At 48.9% G+C, this 20,062-nt stretch carries 10 protein-coding genes; all 10 read right to left on the reverse strand.

All coding sequences use genetic code 11. The features are described from left to right. Positions 1 to 266 precede the first annotated feature (266 nt). Positions 267 to 3,059, reverse strand: a complete 2,793-nt coding sequence (locus JOE49_RS23655) for an alpha-mannosidase (protein WP_209943126.1) — start codon at positions 3,057 to 3,059, stop codon at positions 267 to 269. Positions 3,060 to 3,097: 38 nt separating this feature from the next. Continuing rightward, positions 3,098 to 6,253, reverse strand: coding sequence for a beta-galactosidase (locus tag JOE49_RS23660; RefSeq protein ID WP_209943128.1), 3,156 nt, complete (start codon positions 6,251 to 6,253; stop codon positions 3,098 to 3,100). Beyond that, a complete protein-coding gene (locus JOE49_RS23665; RefSeq protein ID WP_076264739.1) occupies positions 6,250 to 7,569 on the reverse strand; it encodes a glycoside hydrolase family 125 protein in 1,320 nt (439 codons plus the stop codon). Before JOE49_RS23665 ends, JOE49_RS23660 begins: the two co-directional genes overlap by 4 nt. Before the next feature lie 25 nt (positions 7,570 to 7,594). Then, positions 7,595 to 10,708 (reverse strand): alpha-mannosidase, encoded by a 3,114-nt coding sequence (locus JOE49_RS23670; protein WP_209943130.1) that lies wholly within the window; start codon positions 10,706 to 10,708, stop codon positions 7,595 to 7,597. Next, a complete protein-coding gene (locus tag JOE49_RS23675) occupies positions 10,708 to 13,011 on the reverse strand; it encodes a glycoside hydrolase family 3 N-terminal domain-containing protein (protein ID WP_209943703.1) in 2,304 nt (767 codons plus the stop codon). Before JOE49_RS23675 ends, JOE49_RS23670 begins: the two co-directional genes overlap by 1 nt. Before the next feature lie 22 nt (positions 13,012 to 13,033). After that, entirely contained in the window at positions 13,034 to 13,954 is a 921-nt protein-coding gene (locus JOE49_RS23680; protein WP_028542304.1) for a carbohydrate ABC transporter permease, read from the reverse strand. Between the two features lie 23 nt (positions 13,955 to 13,977). Then, on the reverse strand, positions 13,978 to 14,907 hold the full coding sequence (locus JOE49_RS23685) for an ABC transporter permease (protein WP_209943132.1): 930 nt from the start codon (positions 14,905 to 14,907) through the stop codon (positions 13,978 to 13,980). A gap of 110 nt (positions 14,908 to 15,017) precedes the next feature. Then, the gene (locus JOE49_RS23690) at positions 15,018 to 16,499 is read right to left on the reverse strand and encodes an ABC transporter substrate-binding protein (RefSeq protein WP_209943134.1); all 1,482 of its coding nucleotides are present in this window, start codon (positions 16,497 to 16,499) and stop codon (positions 15,018 to 15,020) included. Between the two features lie 187 nt (positions 16,500 to 16,686). After that, positions 16,687 to 18,210: a response regulator transcription factor gene (locus tag JOE49_RS23695; protein WP_209943136.1), complete on the reverse strand. Its 1,524-nt coding sequence runs from the start codon at positions 18,208 to 18,210 to the stop codon at positions 16,687 to 16,689. After that, positions 18,203 to 20,047 (reverse strand): sensor histidine kinase, encoded by a 1,845-nt coding sequence (locus JOE49_RS23700; protein WP_068942190.1) that lies wholly within the window; start codon positions 20,045 to 20,047, stop codon positions 18,203 to 18,205. Before JOE49_RS23700 ends, JOE49_RS23695 begins: the two co-directional genes overlap by 8 nt. Between the last annotated feature and the right edge of the window lie 15 nt (positions 20,048 to 20,062).

The raw sequence follows: 20,062 nt of genomic DNA on the forward strand, positions 1-20,062 counted from the left end.
CGTGATGATATCTATATTTATATATATCGGTAGAAAGCGCTTAAATTTATAAGTAAGATAACAGTGATGCAAAAATAAAGAATATTATAATAGGCAACTTCATAGTTGGACTTGCTATGTAACTCAAAAATTTTGATGCTCATGGGCTTAAAGAATTTGCTAAACCTATCTACTATTTACTTTTAGCCATATGATAACAAGCCCCGATGATAAGTTATTCCATCGGGGTATATTATCCTATTGCTATGGCCTTCTTCTCTTTATTATTAAGTCTTCAATTTAAAACCTAGTGTGATAATTTCATGCGGCTTTACAGACTGAAGTAACTCATCAGAAGAATCCATTACGATGTCTTCTCCTTGTTCTTCGAGGATATTACTTTTATAAAAATCGTATTGTTGCGTCCTGGGCTTGATAATTAATTCGGCTATACTATGACTCATATTGTACCAGCGTAACAGCACATCCCCCGACAGCTCATTCATTTTCATAGAGGAAAAGGCAAGCTCCGTGCTTTTCCAATCAAACGGCGCATAATCTGGAGCAACTGTACCCTCATGAATCCCCGTTTGTTTTACAATCCAAGGAATTTGGTATTGATAGGCTTCTCTATACGCGCCGGACTGAATACCGTCGCCATCATGTGGAATGATTTCCAGACGGGCGGTATGCTCACCTGGACATTGCGCTTCCGGCGTCGGGAACCATCCCCAATCACCCAGCTCGCCAACTGAGCGAAGCAGCGTTACTGCAATCGTGTTACGTCCATCACGCAGCACTTCATATTCATTCAACCCGAGATTGGCCACGGTCAGACCGGTTTGTTCCCCGCTTACATCCACAAACGCCTGCTGATGTTGTGTATTGCTTGGGTTTTCCCACTCAGGTGCGGGTTCATTGTCCCGGATTGCAATTTCAAACATGGAGTCCACCCGATGCTCGCCAGAGTGTATTTCTGTCGGAAACAGAGCGCGTAGTCGGTGGTCCTTGGCTTGGTTGTTGAAGGTGGTTTCCATAGAAACCCCCCTGCTGTTCCGAGATAAAGAAATGACAGTCCGTATCGTCAGCGGAACGGTCTGTCGGGAGCGCTGAGCCTGACGATACGGATAATAAACTAGCTCTCGCTGCTCCTGCCCCAGCGTTTCATCCGCAGAGGCCGGTATTTCCCAATGATGGATAATCTCCAAGGATGCGAGAAAAGGTGTATCTTCAAGCACACGGATGTCAGCGATCAAATCTTCGGTGGTCAGCGCCTGCTCTCCCTCGGGCTGTCTGAACATATACTCGTTGCCGATATCACCAACATTTTCATATACGCCAAGGTCTTTGTAGCTGCAGCCTGTACGCTTATCCGTCAGGGTAAAAGAGCCGTTATCCGCAATTTCGACGTGAAGCAGATCATTTTCCATACTTCGACTGCCTTGAAAAAGTGAAGAGGAGCCAGTCTCGACATTGCTTCTCAGCCAAGCATAGGTTTTTAAGCCTAACAGGGGCACACGTTCTACCTCAAAGGTAAGGCGAACCCGACGAGACATGTAAGGCTGGCGGAATCGATCATCCGGCAAATCATAACCGAACTGTAGCCCGAGGTCCTCCACCTTGCATGCCACCGGACCCCCTTCACTGTCCACCAGTACGCGCCCGGAAAGATCCACTTTCTTCGCTCGATGAGAGGCCTCCTCAAGCGTGTATCCTTCACGGAAGTACAGACGCACCACTTCCAGTTCTGCCGACACTATACCACTGCGTTCCCAGCCTGACGTATTAAAAATCACGAGTGGCAACGCATCTTCTCCAAAGCGACTGAAGCCCGTCGTATCCACTGCTTGCGCAATGACCTCAATGCTTTCATCCACAATGCTCTCGGCTACATGACGGCTCTTATCAAACCGGATCATCATCTCACGGTGCACCTCGTCCACACTACAGCCGCAAATACTATCATGCGGATGGTTCTGCATCAGTGTTTTCCAGGCATAGGTGAACAAATGGTGAGGGTAAGCCTGCCCCAACAGATGCGCGAAGGTTGCAAGCGGCTCAGCCACTTTTTCCAGCATCACTTGTCCCAACTGGTTCATCTGTTTCAAATACACCCGGGCAGAAGCCGTATTCACCAGCGTTCCCCAGCCGTCCGTGCGCTGACTGCGAAACTCTCCCTTCACTGACGAGAGTTGCCTTTGGGAAGCCCGTTTCAGAGAGGTCAGATAATCGTTGAAATTAGAATGAATAAACTCGATATCCGGATAAAGCTTCTGTGCCGTACGGATTGCTTCCGGTAAATCAAGCTGTAAAGGCTGGTGATCGCATCCGTTCATGAACAGCAGCTCGCCAGTTGAAGCATATTTTTGCGCATCATCCAGTTTACGCTTCCAATAAACCTTGGCTTCCGCCTCATCTACCGGAACCTCATTGCCGTTGGAATACCAGTTGGCGAATAAAATACCGAGTACCTCCGATCCGTCTGGCCCCGTCCATAACAGTTCCGAAAAGGAGGACTCGTAGCCTCTATCCGACACTGTATTGTTAAACCCTGTGGGCTTTACGCCCCTTCCGAAGAAAACATTCGTAATCCCCGACTGTAGCATTAACTGCGGAGTCTGCCCAACCAGACCAAACGTATCGGGGAAGTATCCGATCTTGGACGGATTGCCGTAACGTTCAGCATCGCGGTGTCCGATCTGCATATTACGTACATTGGCTTCGCCGCTGGTCAGAAAAGCATCCTGCAAAATGTACCAGGGTCCGATAAAAATACGACCATTGCGAATATGCTGCTCCAGCCGTTCCTTATGCTCGGGGCGAATCTGTAGATAATCCTCCAGAATGATCGTCTGCCCATCCAGATAAAAGCTTTTATAATCCGGGTCCTGCTCCAGCTTATCCAGTAGAGAATCCATCAGGCTAATCAGGCGCATATGGTGCTTCTCATAAGGTAAATACCACTCCCGATCCCAGTGGGTATGCGAAATAATATGTGCTGTCGTCTTGCTACCCGTGTATGTGTCTACTTCCCTGCTTATCGCTTGATTGTTGGTTGATTCATCCCTTTGCTCGCTCATTGTATATCCCCTCACCGTATATCTTGACCTGCCATTGTTCACTGCATCACTTCAATATTCACTTCCTCGGGACGATATACCGCTAGCAACTGACCTTCTCGATCCACAGCAAACAAGACAGAACGGCTCCTTAGCAACATAAAAGCGTAGGATAATCCAGTCGCCTTATCTCGAACACGCACTTGCGTATCCCGGGAAAACTCCGATACGAAAATATACAAGCCTCCATTCTCGAAATTCAGCTTACGTCCATATAGTCCCGGCTGATCGCCACCGTCTATCCACTCCAGTTCTCGCTCCACCCCGGCGGCAGTGAGGGCGTAGCAATATAGCTCAGCAATCGGCTCATCCCTGCCATTCAACTCCAGTGGAAGCGGACTCCAGATCAAGCGCCCCTTGCCAAGCGGCAGGTTCACGACTTCATCCCCCATCGCTCCATCCGCTTTTGGTGACAGTTGTTCCTCCTTAGCCACCTCAGCAATTCGCCGCTGACCGAATGAGACAGGGAAGGTTTGACCCTCCAGACTCATCACTTCCTCCCGTTGGACGTTCCCCAGCGTACGCTGCCCAATAATATCATCGACTCGGTCGCTCACTTTCCAGTAAGGATCAAGGCCCAACGGTCCGGTGACTAGTAAAGTCACACCGAAGGATCGCACCATTTCGAGAAGATGTTCCAGCGATGTACTGTCGAAATTGTGCGCGCTAGGGATCATAATCAGTTTCGGTAACTGCCGCTTGAGCGAGTCCAGATGATACTCGGAGACGGCACGGAATGGCTGCTTGAGATCATAGGACATCACCCGGGTAAGCCGTGTCGTGGCATCAAAGGCAAGCGATCGGTTGGAGAAATCATTCGAGTACGGGAATACAACAGCCGTTTCCTCCAGTTTTCGGTCTGTAAACAGATCGCGAATATCATTCATAAAACGCCCAAAATCGTAAGATACCTCTGCTTCCGGCTTCTCGGTCCCATCCGCACGTAACGCACCGATGTGAGATTCATTGGCATTATCCATATAAAAGTTCGTATTCCATATCCAATGAATCGCACCCGCTCCACCAGTCGAAAAGGCATACGCATACTTGCGCTCCAGCATGTCGCGCAGCTCCGCCTCTGAACGCTTGGCTCGACCATCCGGCGTCTCAACATACATTATTCCGGTTTCCTGCACGAGATTCGGTTTGTCTGGTGTTTTGGCAAAAATACCGTCCCACACCAAATGGTCATTCAGCCACCATGAATGCACCGTCGTATAATCCACCACAGCCTCATAAAAAAACGGAGACGGCCGCTGCGCGCCCATTGCCTCGTCCTGTCCTACAGTTACCAAATGCCCGGGACAAAGCTCTCGAATCGTAGTCGCCAATTGCTCGGCCCACAGATTGTGCATATCCATTGAAAACAGACAGTAATCCAGCCACTTGGCTCCCTTTTTGGCCTGATGCATATCCTGAACGTCGAAGTTTATCTCCTCCGGCTCGGGAATTGTGGCAGAAGCAAAACAGGGAAGCTGCTGTGGCGTCATATTCCATGCTTCCTGCAAACCCTCAATGCTGCCGTGCCGTTGCCCCAGCCATGTGCTGAATGCCTCCTGTTCCCATGAGTTCCTCGCAGAACGCGGACCATCCGCGAAAATGCGCGACGGATCAAACATGGAAGGCTCGTTAATCAGATCCCAGTCTACATGGGTTGTAGTCGTGTGACGGCTGACAATACTGCGAATGAACCGCTTTTGTGCTTCCACGCTTTGCGGATCGAGATAAGGGTTAACCCCTTCCCATGTTTCCGGTGTAAAAGAAAAGAACGTGAACGTCACCTGCAATCCATGCCTTTTGGCTGTCAGCAAAAAAGCATCAATTGCGCGAAGCGCCTCTTCCGAGGCGTGCCCGTCTATCTGCATCATGTTGCGATAAGCCGTCCATACCCCTGTACGAATCCAGTTGATGCCCGCTTTGGCCATCTGGGCCATATCCCGGTCCCAAATTGCTGCATTGGGCAAAAACAGAAACTTCCGTGCTACATCTGAGGTCATATAGGTCATGCCGACAACAGGCAACGGGCGCCCATCCTTTATAAAATAGTCCCGACTGCGCATGATGATCTGTCCTTCAGCCAGCAGTTCGGCATCCTGCCCCCAAAAGCCCTGTCGCAATATACGCACTTCACCATCCGATGACTCGGCTCGGCAAATGACCCGATATAAACCGCTTAGGATGGAAAAGGAAAGGGGAATACGTACAAAGTCCTGTTCTCTGCTAACTTCAATCTGCAAGCGCTTGCTCCATACCTGCTGACTGTGATCATCCAATATTTGCTCCACCGTCAGGTCAAAGCTCCATATCTCGTGATATCTGGGCGTGGCTCCTCCTCGCTGCAATCTTTGGGTTTGAAGTGTCAGTACGGCTCGTTCCCCAGGCTCATAAGCAGCATAGTTTGGCTTGATAGATAGCTCCGTCATCCCCTTGGCGCAAAAACGTGCCCATTGGGCAAGCAACTGCTCCCCATCCTGTTCCCAAAAGGAAGCTATCAACGGCAATTGGACAAACATCCAGCGTGCGCCGGCAAACAGACCTCGGGCATGCTCCCATAGCACCACTGGGGCGGCAATGTCCCGTCCGTCCTTACTTACTCCCTTGAGCAAAGGATAAATTCGCGTATTCATCGGCCCGGCAGAGCCCATTTGGTGCGGCAGATCGCTGCTTTTGGTCGTATGTGGAACGAGATTCCACGTATCCGTCACCTGGAACAGAGACTCCTGACCACACAGCACAGGAATTTCCTCTGATGCGACCAGGGAAGTCACCTTCGACGCGTCTACTCTCAGCACCTCATGAATATGCAATTCCTGATGATATGCAGTCTGCTCAGTCTCAATTACCCAGTCTCCATGCTCATCAGCAGGATCGCGGACCGGATTCTTAAAGGGTGCTCCCCCGACGTTAAGCAGCCCCCCTCCCCTGTGGAGAAATGCCACGATTTCGGTCCAGGCGGACTTGGGGAAGTACGGTGCATGCAGATTGACAAAACAGCCGTTGTCCATATGCTTTAGCCTTTCAGCCAGTTCATCGGCTCGTACGACCACCACGTCTGCAACTCCCTGAAATGCCTCGTCTGGCAACAGGCTCCCTATAGCTGGAAAGCCTTGCTCACTGAAAACAACGATGGATGGGTTTACTATGGATTCATTCATAACAAGCCATCCTTCATGGCCTTATACACAAGCTGGGCAAACAGACTGTTGGACCAGGCGAACCATTTTCTCGTATAAACCGTGGGATCATCTGCATGAAAGCCTTCATGCATATATCCGGTGTCGCCATCGGTCGCTTCCAGCATCCGGATCATCTCCAGCTTTTCTTCTGTGGTCTGGGCCGTTAGCCCTTGCATAGACAGGGACATATGCCAGATGTAACCCGGCAGAGTGTGCGGACTTCCGATGCCTTTAGCCGCCTTGCCTTCATAGTAAAACGGATTCTCCTGACTTAAAGCGAAGAGTCTCGTATTTTGATAGATAGGATCGTCCGCCGTCGTATAGCCCAAATACGGAATGGACATCAATCCCGGCGTACCTGCGTCATCCATCAGGCAGTAGTTGCCAAATCCGTCCGTTTCATAAGCATATATAGGCCCGAATACCGGGTGGCGGTAAATGCCGTACAAGCGGATACCGTGCTCCACCTCAGCCTCCAGCTCCTTCAGCTCGTTCAGAAAGTCCATATCACGAAATACCCACTCCGCAAACTCCTGCATCTGCCGTAGAGCAACTACCGCAAACATATTACCGGGTATATTGTAGTGGAAATCGCAAGCATCATCACTGGAACGGAAGCCCGACCAAATCATCCCTGTATAATTTACAGGCATACCGAGTCCCAGATTGCGCAAGGAATCGGTGAAAATGCCGTTATTACGCGTAAACCGATACGCAGATTGCTCTTGGTGACGTTGCTCCGTTTTGAACACATCCACCATTTTACGCAGAGCCATCTTGAATTTTGAATCAAAAATATCGGTAAGCTCCGTTTCCTTCCAGTACATATAAGCCAGCCGAATGACAAAGCAAAGCGAGTCGATTTCAAATTTTCGTTCCCACACCCATGGCGACATTTCCGTCTCATCGGCCGCGTTCCAGTGCCAGTCATTCGCCGTCTCATTGAACGCATTCGCATACGGGTCTATGAGGACATAATGAATATGGCGCTTGATCAGACCACCAATGATACGCTGTAAATCAGCATCCTCCCTGGCTAACGGCACATAATGAATGACCTGCTCTACGGAATCCCGCAACCAAAGAGCCGGAATATCACCTGTAATGAGAAACGTTGTCCCATCATCCATTAGTTTGGTCGTTGTCTCCAGTGAATTTGGAAAACAGTTTTTAAACAGCTTCAGCAGCTTCGGCCTGTGAGCCAGTGCTTGCTCCGCTTCCTTAAGTACGTCCTGAACAGCCTGCGGCAAGTCAAGGTCGGGCATCGGTATTTTGGGAAGTCTGAATTGTTCCAATAGCTTTTTCGCTCCTTTATCATATCTATTGCAAGCGTATCGTTTTAATTTCATAAGGTGTAAAAGACAATGTGAGACAGCTACCTTCCAGCTCAAGCGGCTGAAGGGGTTCCTCCAGCGCATTCGACACGTAGGCTGCGTTGAACGTGTAAGGCCAGAGCAACTTGATCGTTTCCCGTCCCCCAGAAGATTCGTACAAACGAAGAATCGTCCCCAGTCCATCTTCGGCCGGCTTGATCGTATCCAGCATAACGTGACGGCTATCAAAGTTAATGAACGATCCGCTGCTCGGCAGCACTCCAGTGCTGCGCTTTTGCTGTTGCACAACAGGCATATCTTGGTTCAGCTCAGCCGCATGACGCAAGGTATGGGCGCTGCGCCAGTCTCCCACATGCGGATATAGCGAATACGTAAAATCGTGCTCGCCCAGATCGGCATCTTTATCCGGCCATTTGGGTGCACGCAGCAGAGACAGACGGATGGTGCTGTCTTGAATGTCGTAGCCATATTTGCAATCATTGAGCAGACTCACACCATACCCGTGCTCGGAAACATCCGCAAATCGGTGTCCACACACTTCATACTGCGCCTGCTCCCAGCTCGTATTCTGATGGGTCGGCCGCTCCAAAGCACCAAAAGGAATTTCATATGTCGCCTTGTCCGTAACCACATCTATAGGAAAGCCTACCTTTAGCAACTTGTGCGCTTCATTCCAGCTCACATGCGTCCTGAAATCAATTCGCCGCTCATGATGATAAAAAATCACATCCTGTGTCATTTCAGATTGATGGATTCGCCATCGGAAGCGCAGCACATCCTTCGTTTTCCCCTGGAGCACTACTTGTTTTTCCAGCAACTCGGCTTCTCCTGCTACCTGTTCCTCATAGCGGTCATCCAAGTCCCATGCATCCCACAAGGTCGGACGGTCATGGAAAAAATGAAAACGATTTGCCCGTTCCCCTTGCTTCAAGATTTCACGGTTTGCCGCTTTATCCAGCAGACGAATCATTTCGCCCCGCTCATTAAATTGCACCTTATAAAATCCCGTCTCCCAGATATCCCCCAGCGATCCAGATATCACAGCTAGCTCGGGCTTCTCACCTGTTTGAGCCTGTTCTCGCTCCAACCAAATCGTTTTGTAGCCCAGTGCAGGAACATCCGGAATACGCACCGAAATGCCGCCTTCCTCCACATCGATGTCCAGCCGCTCGGCTTCATCATTAGCGTAGTGGTAGGCATACAATCCCTTTGCCGATTCCGTAGCGATATGGATCACGGCACTACGGCTCCAGCCCAGGCTGTTAAACACAAGATACGGCATTCCTGTTCTCGAGCCTTCCGTGTTCACTTGAGCCGCCAGCGTCGTAATCCCCTGTTGAAGCCCGACATGTCCCCATTCGAAAATTTGCTGATACTCCTTATCCGAAGTGCCGTAAACCTCGGTAATCGCAGAGCCGGGGATAATATCGTGGAACTGATTCAACAAAATCAGCTTCCAGCCCTCATGCAATGCCGAACAGATGTCCTGCACCTGCTTCGGCTCCAGCTTTGGTAATGCCAGCGTGCTCCATAGCTCTGCCTCGCGGTAGACTCCCTCCGCTTTCCGGTTATTACGTTTGTTGCGAGCATGGGTCGTGTAGGTTCCCCGGTGCAACTCAAGGTACAAGTCACCATGCCATTGGGGAAGCTTCGGATGCGCCTGATCTATGCCTGCGAAAAACTGCCCCGCCGTGCTGAACCGACTCGCAGGCAGTCCCACCATTAGCGGAGAACGCTCTATATATTCCAGCATTTCACGCGTAACTCCACCGCCGCCGTCTCCATGTCCATAGAGCAACATGTGCTCAGGATGAGCCGATTTTTCACGATAGGACTGCCAATGGTCATGAATGTCCTGTGGCCGTGTATTTTCATTCACGCCATGATTGAGGTAGGACAACATCGAAGTACCATCGATGCCCACCCAGTGGAACAAATCGTAAGGAAACACATTCGTATCATTCCAGCCGAGCTTGGTCGTCATAAAATAGTCTATCTTCCCATGCTTTAAAATCTGCGGCAGGGACGCACAGTAGCCGAACGTATCCGGTAACCATTCGATATGAGAGGTTTTGCCGAATTCCTGTTGGTAAAAACGCTGACCATACAGCATTTGGCGGATGAGTGATTCGCCACTGGGCAGGTTCAAATCAGGCTCTACCCACATCCCCCCAACCAGCTCCCACCGTCCTTCGGCGACTCTCGCTTTGACCCGTTCATACAGCTCTGGATCATTTTCTTTTACAAAAGAGAACAGCAGCGGCTGGCTCTGTGCATATTGATATGCCGGGTATTCATCCATCAGCGCATCCACCGTTGAGAAGGTTCGGCTTGTTTTCCGTACGGTCTCGCTCATCGGCCACAGCCAGGCAATGTCAATGTGCGACTGTCCTACCATGTGCTCCAAACCTTGCGCATTCCCACCGATCTCCTGAACTTGCTGAATGAGCTCCTTTTCTGTCGCTGAGATCGCTCCCCCTTCTCGAATGGCGTCTTCCTCCAAATTCGCAAAGCAATCCATCACCCCATACAGAGCTTTCAGCAGGCGTATTCTGCGGATATCGCCCTCAGGCAGCAGTAGAGCGGCTTCGCTAATAACGGTAACGGTATACATCAGACTCTGCACGGGCTTGTTTAGCCGTACAAGATAGCTTGTAATAGAAGAAATCGGAGGTTGAATGACAGCCTGCCGATTAAGTGGATCAACGGGTTCGGGTACAGGATCAAACAGTTCTATATCCAATACCGGTGAAGGCCCGATGACCTGCGGATTAAGCGTGACATAGGTATGATTGCGATCAAGCCCGTGATAGGCAGCACCATTGACCCGCAGCAATCCTTCTCCCCCGGACTCAAACACCAATCCAAAAGGTTTTCTCAACCACGCTGTCGGTACATCCAACTGCGTTTGAAAAAAATAAGTCGTCCCCTGACTGCTGGGGAATCGCTTGAGGTCCAGTCCTTCCGATAAAGGTGCGTCGTCTTCGTATTGACCTGGTGTTTGGTAAGTGGAGCGTGTAATGTTCCAGCTTCGCAAATCCAGCTTCTCCAGCCATTGGCATTCCGACAATTCCCGAATCAGGCGTTTGATACGCTCCATTATTCATCCTCCCGTACGATCAACTCGGCACACAGGGTATCTTTGGAGTGCCTGCCTACTTGAATAGAAAATCGCCCTGCCTCAACGACCGGCTGTAGATCACGCCCTATATATTGCAGCTTGTCGGAGCCTACAACAAACTCAACCGTCCGTGTTTCTCCCGGCTTTAATACAACTTTGCAAAAGCCCTTGAGCTCCCTGATTGGGCGGGTCACCAAACTCACCGTGTCCGAGATATAAAGCTGTACTACCTCAGCTCCTTCCCGTTCACCCGTGTTGGTTACATCGACTGTAACCGTAACGGATTCGTCCGCTCGGATCGAGTTGGTGCTTAATGTAAGCCTTTCATAGCTAAATGTCGTGTAGCTGAGACCGTAGCCAAACGGATAGCAAGGCTCGGAATCGTCCTCCAGATACCGCTTGCCCCGGGAACGCTTGCCATTGTAATATACCGGCAACTGGCCGACATGCTTAGGGATGGAGAGGGTCAAACGTCCCGAAGGATTTACATCCCCAAATAAAATATCCGCGATTGCATGTCCCCCCTCCTGACCGGGATACCATGCTTCCACAATGGCGTGCGCATGCTGCTCCACCCACGGCTCAGCAATCGGTCGCCCGTTCATATAAACGACGACAAGTTCCTTTCCCAGCCTGTAGACTTCCTGCATGAGTTGGAGTTGTACCCCCGCAAGCCCCAACGTCATCCGGTCGATGCCTTCGCCGCATTCCATGTCGTTCCAATCGTGATCCGATACCTTCGATGCGCCGGTTTTAAGATCAATCGTCCCTTCCCCGAAATCGCGGGCGCTGGATCCTCCAACCACCATCACCACTGTATCGGCCTCAGCCGCACATGCCAGTGCATTTTCAAAGCCTTCCCGGGATTCTCCCTTGATCCGGCAGCCAGGTGCGTACAGAACGCTAACCTGATCCTTGCCCAGCTTGCCACGGATACCATCAAGTACAGTTATCACGCGGGATCTAGGCTGCGGTGATGTATAATCTCCCAACTGATTGTAGACCTGATCCGCATTCGGGCCGATGACCGCAATACGCTTGGAGGTTTTCGGCAGGGGGAGCGTTCCATCGACGTTTTTGAGCAGCACAATCCCTTCTGTCGCAAGCTGACGAGCCAACCGAATATGCTCCGCCTGACCAATCACCTGCTCTGCTCGTTCCGCATCCACATACGGTTTGTCAAACAGACCCAGCCTGAATTTTAGCGTGAGCACCCTGCGAACCGCCCGATCCAGCACACTCGTCTCCAGCTTGCCAACGCGAACCGCCTCGGCCAGATGACTTCCGAACATTTCGCCGGACATTTCCATATCAATCCCTGTGCGAATCGCCTGCACAGCGGCATCCGATCCATCCTCGGCCACATCGTGCCCGCTCGCCAACATTTCAATCGCGCCACAGTCCGTAATGATCACACCGTCAAATCCCCACGCCTGACGAAGAATATCGTCCAATAGCTCAGCATTCACTGTACACGGGACCCCGTCGATTTCGTTATAGGCTGGCATAACAGATTGCGCCCCTGCTTCCACCGCTTTTTGAAATGGATACAGATCCACCTCCAAAAGCTCGCGCCAGCCCATATGCACAGGTCCGGCGTTACGTCCGCCTTCCGAGCTGCCATAGCCTGCAAAATGCTTTAATGTAGCAGCTACGCTATGTTCGCTGAGTAAGCTTTCCCCCTGAAGCCCCTCCACTGCGGCAACAGCAAATTCACCGATGAGATAAGGATCTTCGCCGAAGCATTCCTCTGTGCGTCCCCAGCGCGGATCACGCACAACATCAAGCACGGGCGAGTACGTGACCGCCCCACCCTGAGCGCGGGTTTCACTCGCAACCGCACGGCACATATCGCGGTACAGATCGACATTCCATGTGCTGCCGATGGACAGCGGAACCGGAAACACAGTGCCGTCAATCGCCATATGCCCATGAGAGCATTCCTCACCGATCAGTATCGGGATGCCCAGCCGGGAATGCTCTACCGCATAGCGTTGGATCAAGTTCACAGCCTCCGCCCCTTGCTTGGCAGATAAACCATTCTCCAAGGTCACCCCGGTCCACGGATCAGCGCGAAGTACCCCGTATAAGGAACCGACTCCCCCATTTTGCACCTGCTGCTTGAAATCATGATGTAGGGACAATTCCCCATCTGTGTGCTCATACACTTGCCAGCCAAAGGGCTGCACAAGCTGTCCCACCTTTTCCTCTATTGTCATCAAACCGATTAAGTGCTCCACCCGTTCTTCGATCGGTTTGCTTTTATCTTTATAAATCAACATGGTCATGCCCTCTCCTCCCCTGTTATTCCTTCACAGCCCCAACCGTAAGCCCCTGCACAAAATAACGCTGGAAAAATGGATAAGCGAATATAATAGGTAGCGTCGCCAGTACTACCATCGCCATTCGTGAAGTATCCTGCGGAATGGATTGAAGCGCAGCCAGGCTCATAGAGCTATTCTGCGAATTTTGCTGGATGAACTGAATGCTGGATTCAATCCGCATCAGCATGGACTGAAGTGGCACCAGATTGGGATTGTCAATATACAACAGGGCATTAAACCAGTCGTTCCAGTAACCAAGCGTGCTGAATAAACCAATGGTCGCAAGTCCAGGCAGAGAGAGCGGAAGCACCATTTTTAAAAAGGTGTAAAACTCGCCTGCCCCATCTATTTTGGCTGATTCGACGATGGCATCTGGCACGCTGGTGCTATAGAATGTGCGCAGGATCATAATATAAAAGGCATTCATAGCCAGCGGTAAAATCAAAGCCCAAATCGTATCCTTAAGCCCGAGCAATTGGGAAACGACCATATAGGTCGGGATCATTCCGCCATTAAAGAGCATGGTTAAAATTGCAAAAACCGAAAAAAATCTTCTATAACGGAAGCTCTTTCGTGAAATAGCATACGCATATAATGAAATAAGAATGAGACTGATCACCGTACCGATGACCGTTACAGCAATCGTCACCCCATAGGAGCGCAGTAGCGTATCACTGGTACGAAATATGAAACGATAAGCCTCCAGACTCCATTGGGACGGGAGTAACCGATATCCGTCCCGCGCCAGCGTTTTCTCATCGGTTAGGGAAATAATGACGACGAATAAAAAGGGAAATACACACAAGAACGCGAACACCCCTGCTACCACATTCAGAACAACATTCCAGCCCCGTGAAATATGATGGAAATCTCGTTTTTTTCTTTCTTTTCCAGAAGCCACAGTCCACACCCCTCTCCTCTTTTTTAGAACAAAGCGCTGTCTTTATCTATTTTTCGCACAACATGATTGGATAGGATGACGAGAACGAAGCCAACCACCGACTGATACAAACCTGCGGCTGTGCTCATCCCAATTTCCCCTGTCGTTTTCAACCCGCGATATACATAGGTGTCGATGACGTTCGTTACCGAATACAAGGTGCCCGAATCTCTTGGAACCTGATAGAACAAACCAAAATCCGCATAAAAAATCCGACCAACCGCAAGCAGCGTCATTATGATAATGATCGGCGAGAGCAAAGGGAGCGTCACATTACGAATTTGCTGCCACTTGCTGGCTCCATCTATCATGGCTGCTTCATACAAGGCTTTGTCGATCCCCAAAATCGAAGCCAGATAAACGACACTGTTATATCCAATCGCCTTCCATAGACTGACTAGAATCAAGATATACGGCCAATAAGCAGCCTCCGAATACCACTGAACCGGCTCGATGCCAAACCCTGCGAGAATTTGATTCAGCATCCCCCGATCCATGCTCAGAAAGCTGAAGGCAAAGTAGCCCACAATGACCCATGACAGGAAATACGGGAGAAACATGCCTGTCTGGTACAGCTTCGCCAATCGTTTATTAATCAGTTCGGAGAGCAGAATAGCCATAGCTACCGAAAACACAAGTCCGAGAATAATAAAGACCAGGTTATACAAAAGGGTATTTCGCGTGATGACATAGGCATCGTTGTTATTGAACAGAAACTTGAAGTTATCCCAACCCACCCACTTGCTCGTATAAATACTGGCCCAGAATCCTTCCCTGTTAAAACGATATTGCTTGAAAGCAGCCACTGTCCCGACCAGCGGCAGATATGAAAAGAAGAAGAACCAGATAGCGCCGGGTAGCACCATGAACAGCATAACTTTGTTTCTCATCACATTTTTGAAAAATGCGGCCATAGGTATCCCCCCCAATCTGTTATGAGAAAAGCAGCTAAAATAGCTATTGGAAAAAGACCGGGCGTAACTTACACCCGCCCGATCTCTCCTATATTTCACGACCTAAAATATTATTTGCTGTTTTTTTCCTTCCAGGCATCAAGCTGGGATTGCGCTTCCACCATCACCTTATCCAGACCAGCCTGCTTGAATTTTTCAATCACTTTCGGGAGATTCGTTTCCGGGTCCAGCGTGCCTGTCATCAGCGAAGCCCAAAATTGCTCTTTGACGTTCTGAACGGCTGCCATCTCCGCAGATACTTTACTGCTGTCAAAGTTGAAGCTTAGGATTGGAGAGTTTTTTCCTTCCGAATTGAACTTCTTGAATTGCTCCCATTTATCAGCCGGATCATTCGGATTCAGATACAACAGCATATTGTTGCCGAGTGAATACGAAGGCATATCATAGTTTTTGGAATTAGCCAGATTTTCGATATACTGGCCATCTGTTTTTTTTTTGTAATGCACTCCTTCAATACCGGAGTCAACCATATTGCGTAATACCGGATCTGTATTCAGCAGGTTCAGGAACTGCATCGCCTTTTCAGGGTTTGCCGAGTTTGCCGAGATCGCCATAATGGAGCCCTGTACAGACGTATTGGTCACAATTGGATCGCTGGCAGGTGTCGATATCACCGGATAGCCGTAGCTTGCAGACCACAGGTTATCGGCCAGCGGTTGAGTTTGCGCACGATCCAGAAACCAGTTCCCGGACGTAGTTAAATCATTGGTCGAGCCTGTGGTTGCAGCTTCCGGTGATACGTATCCGGCCTTGTAATACTTATGCATCGTCTTCAGCGCCTGCTTCATTTCAGGCGTTTCCAAGATGTTTACGATCTTATAATCCGTGGTATCCAGTTTGACAGCCATCGGCAGGTTTTGAATGATATAGTCATATGGAACATAAGGAACATAGTTTTTGTCCATGCCGAATGCAGTTACGCCAGGCTCGTTTTCTTTAATCGTTTTGAGCAGAGGCTCCAGGCTATCCAATGAGCGGACATTTGAAAGGTCCAGCTTGTATTGGGTCAGCAATTTGTTATTGAACCGCCATACCTCTTGCTGTGGAAGCTCCTTATTGGCAGGAATGCCATAATGATGTCCATCCACCTTAGAGCCTTCCAGAAACGCAGGGTCAATCGTCTTTTTAAGATCCTGGCCGTACTTGTCAAGCAAGTCGTCCAGTTCCATGAATGCGCCCTTTCTGGCATTTTGCACATAATCAAAGCCACCGGAAGCCGTAAATACAATATCCATGGGCTCTCCCGAAGCCACGTTCACCTGCATTTTTTGCGGGTAGTCGCCCCAATCGACCATTTTCATTCTAATCGTGGCGTTTATTTTCTTTTGGGTATACTTGCTAACCTCTTCCATCACCCGATCTACATCTTTTTGAGGCGTACCAATGGTGTACCAGATCAGTTCTACCGGTTTTTCCGCTCCTCCATTCGTCGTTTCCCCGCCACCGCTGCTTCCTCCACAAGCACTGAGAACGAGCGTCAACACCATACACATCACGAGAACAAGCGAGTAGCTTCTTTTGCTTTTACCCATGTATGATCCTCCCTTATGAATTGGAATTTGACCCTATCTTGTTCATTGGAAGTCGCTTATGGGATTTTTGCAAAATCCTCATTTATGAAGCAACTACGTTAACCTTAACTAATGTAAGCACTTTCATAAAGAAGATAAACTTAATAAACCAAGGTACAAATTAAAGAAATCCATGTACACCTGGTATTTATCCCAATCCTTTATAGTCTGTCGGGGAAATGCCCACATATTTTCTGAACTGCTTATAAAAATATCCCGTCTCCCAATACCCCACGTTCCGCGCAATTTCGTGTACCTTGAGATTGGTATTTTTAAGCTGTTCCTTGGCTTTTTTAATCCGGTACTGATTGATATATTCAGCAAAGGTTTCGCCCGTTTCCTTATGAAACAACTGACCGAGATAAACGGGATGAAGGTGGTACTGGTATCCTAATATTTTTAATGATAGCTCCTTGGCATAATGAACATGGATATAGGACAGCACCTGACTTACGATAGGGTTTTTCATATCTTGCAGCAGTGAATTCACCGTCTCTGTCGCCACATGCTGAAGCGCACTCACCAGCTCTGCCAATGTCGTACAGCATTTTATCTGGTGAAGCCCCTGCTGAAACCGTTCCGACTCATTGGAATGCTTGATGCTCTCCAGCTCCATCTTGAACCGGATCACCAGCTCCAGCGCCATATTCCGCAATTCATCCGGGGTAACACTTTCAAGATGCTGAAGCTGCTCAAAATCACTCTGAATTCGTGCGGTAAGCGCATCTAGGTCTCTTGCTATAATCAGCTTCACATAATCCTTCCAGTCGATGGAACAAGTCTCGCCAGCGTTGCCCTCGCTCTCCTCCAGCATTGTATAGTCAATGATCCGGCGGTCATTATATATCATAAAATATTCCAAAGATTTTTTAGCTTCATTATAGCTGCGTGGAGCTGCAGCAAGCGAACCGGCGCTGCCTATCCCGATATACACCGTTTCTTCCCCGTCCGTCGACCACTGAACAGAAAAATCCTCCAAGAGCGTTAACAAGTCCTGTCTGCCCTCATCATAATTCGGTAGTGCGGCAATGATTACACTAACCGCATCAACATCGCGAAACAATGTTAAATCGGGCTGGTGTTGAATGTACTGCCTTAACTGTTGATGCATTCCTGCCGAATCCCCTTCCGTCCGTAACACAGCTACCTCCATGAAGGGGATATTTAACGAAAAACCTATCAATTCAGCACGTTCCTGGAATTCTGTAGGCGCAATCTGTCCTGTCAGCCAACGGTACAACGTATTTTCCTTGAGAACCTGCACCCCAAACGTCTCATATTGTTGATCCAACCGGGACCTGTCCAACTTCTCCATTGTATTGCATAAAGTGGATTCCAGTTCCTCCACATTAATCGGCTTCAAAAGGTAATTTTCGATGCCCAGCTTCATGCCTTCCTTCAAGTAATCAAATTCATTAAATCCGCTCAACACAATCGCCTTCAAGTCAGCATGCAGCTTTCTCGCCTCATGAATCAGCCTGAGACCATTCATCGTCGGCATAGAAATGTCCGTAATCAGTACGTCCACGGGTCTGGAGGCCAGCGCTTCCAGCGCTAAAGATCCATTTTCCGCATGTCCGACAATTTCTAGCCCAAAAGAGGTCCAATCCACAATATCGTATAATCCCTCAATGATAAAAGGCTCATCGTCTACAATAAATACTTTATACATATATGGCATCCATCCCTTCCCTGTTAGGGCATCGTACCCGAATCGTCGTTCCCTCGCCGCTGCGGCTCTCCAGTTCAATCCCGGAATCGGCTCCGTGTAAAAACCGAAGTCGGGTGTGCACACTGCGTAGTCCAAACATTTGTCCGTCTTCTTCCTGGCGTTCCAGTTCCTCCAGAATCTGTTTCAAACGCTCCCCTTCAATGCCCTTCCCATTGTCACGGATCTCAACCAGCAGAACCTCCCCCGTTTCACTCACTTCAATGGTCAGCACATTATCATTCCGGTCGCTTTGTATACCATGAACAATATAATTCTCAATAATGGGTTGAAGCATCAGCTTCATGACAGAACGAGTATACAACTCGGGGTCGACCGTAATCGTGTAATTGAACCTTTCCTTGTAGCGTATTCTGAACAACTCAAGATATAATCTGCAAGCCTCCAATTCATCTTTAAGCGTGTATATTTTTTTCTGCTGAACCAGGCTTTTGAACAATACCGATAAGCTATAGATCATTTCTCCTACATCCTTGGCTCCCTGGGAAATCGCCCTCATTCGTATCACTTCAAGCGTGTTATACAAAAAATGTGGATGAATACGTGCCTGCAAGGCAACAAGCTCCGTTTGCTTTTGCTTGATCTCTGCTTTATACACCCGTTCAATATATAGATTAAGATCGTCCAGCATATCGTTGAAGCTTCGAGAGATTTGTCCCAGCTCATCCTCTTGGGGGTCTTGGATACGAGCTGTAAGATCGCCATTTTTCACCTGACGGGTGAATTTAATAATCCGATTCGTTCGTTTAGCAAAGTTAATGACGAAAAAGGCAGGGAACAGCACAGCAAACAGAATACAAACGACACTGATTGTCAAAATCGTATTACGGATACCCCGGTACGATTGAGCCATTTCCTCATTGGGGACTGCCCCAATCACGACATATCCTTCGTCCGGAGAAATCAGCTTGTTGATGTACATATTTTGCTTCGCCTGAATGATCCCGGCATCGGAATCCACATCGTCATATAATGATCGGGTCACTTCGACATAAGGATACGTTTTCCCGTAATAGTTACTCCTTGAATCGAACAGAACCGTTCCATGGGTGGACAGAACGATAATTTCGCCCTTTAGGTTGTTCCCGTAGCTGGAAAGTGCATTGGAGATACTTTTGGAATTTAGAAACACCAGAAGCTGACCGGTATTTTTGAGTGTTTGCTTATTGTTAATGGGGACTTGTAACGAATATAACGAGGGGCTCCACTGATCGATCGCCTTCCGAATCCAGTAATTCGGAGCAGAGACGCTTTTGCTTTCGGCAGCCATCACATCCGGTACAAAGGAACGCGCCGCATGCACCGGGAATTGCTTGAATTGCTTGCTCTCATTGAAGGTGGACAAATATTGCTGGTCGGCACTGTACAATATCAAATTGCTAATATCGCTATTTTCATCCAGCCAATTTTTAAAATAAGTGAGCACATCTGTTGAATAATCATGACTCTCCATGTACGTCTCGTCCATGCGGTGCTGTACATATTCGGAATACGCGTGGTCCATAAAAAAAGAAACGTTCATCGAGAGCGCCTCATTCCGGTACATATCCCGCACCATGTTCTGAACGGATTCATGCCGGAGATGGATATAGCGGTCAACACTCTCCATCGCTGCTTTCTGGGTATCCAGTTCCCGTCGAATCATGGATTGCGATATGGATATATACGTGACATATGCAATCGTAATAATTGACAAAATGGCAATACAGGAGAACAACAATAGTATCCTCAGGAACATGTTGTTTTTAAAATAAGCTGTGTATCTATTGCCCCTTTTCATCGTATAAGCCCTCCA

The organism is Paenibacillus sp. PvR133 (genome assembly GCF_017833155.1).
Classification (GTDB): domain Bacteria; phylum Bacillota; class Bacilli; order Paenibacillales; family Paenibacillaceae; genus Paenibacillus; species Paenibacillus polymyxa_B.

What these genes read in the sequence shown, in the direction of transcription:
- JOE49_RS23700 (WP_068942190.1), bottom strand. Translation starts at nt 20,047, where the DNA reads ATGAAAAGGGGCAATAGATACACAGCTTATTTTAAAAACAACATGTTC.
- JOE49_RS23660 (WP_209943128.1), bottom strand. Translation starts at nt 6,253, where the DNA reads ATGAATGAATCCATAGTAAACCCATCCATCGTTGTTTTCAGTGAGCAA.
- JOE49_RS23675 (WP_209943703.1), bottom strand. Translation starts at nt 13,011, where the DNA reads ATGTTGATTTATAAAGATAAAAGCAAACCGATCGAAGAACGGGTGGAG.
- JOE49_RS23695 (WP_209943136.1), bottom strand. Translation starts at nt 18,210, where the DNA reads ATGTATAAAGTATTTATTGTAGACGATGAGCCTTTTATCATTGAGGGA.
- JOE49_RS23690 (WP_209943134.1), bottom strand. Translation starts at nt 16,499, where the DNA reads ATGGGTAAAAGCAAAAGAAGCTACTCGCTTGTTCTCGTGATGTGTATG.
- JOE49_RS23685 (WP_209943132.1), bottom strand. Translation starts at nt 14,907, where the DNA reads ATGGCCGCATTTTTCAAAAATGTGATGAGAAACAAAGTTATGCTGTTC.
- JOE49_RS23655 (WP_209943126.1), bottom strand. Translation starts at nt 3,059, where the DNA reads ATGAGCGAGCAAAGGGATGAATCAACCAACAATCAAGCGATAAGCAGG.
- JOE49_RS23670 (WP_209943130.1), bottom strand. Translation starts at nt 10,708, where the DNA reads ATGGAGCGTATCAAACGCCTGATTCGGGAATTGTCGGAATGCCAATGG.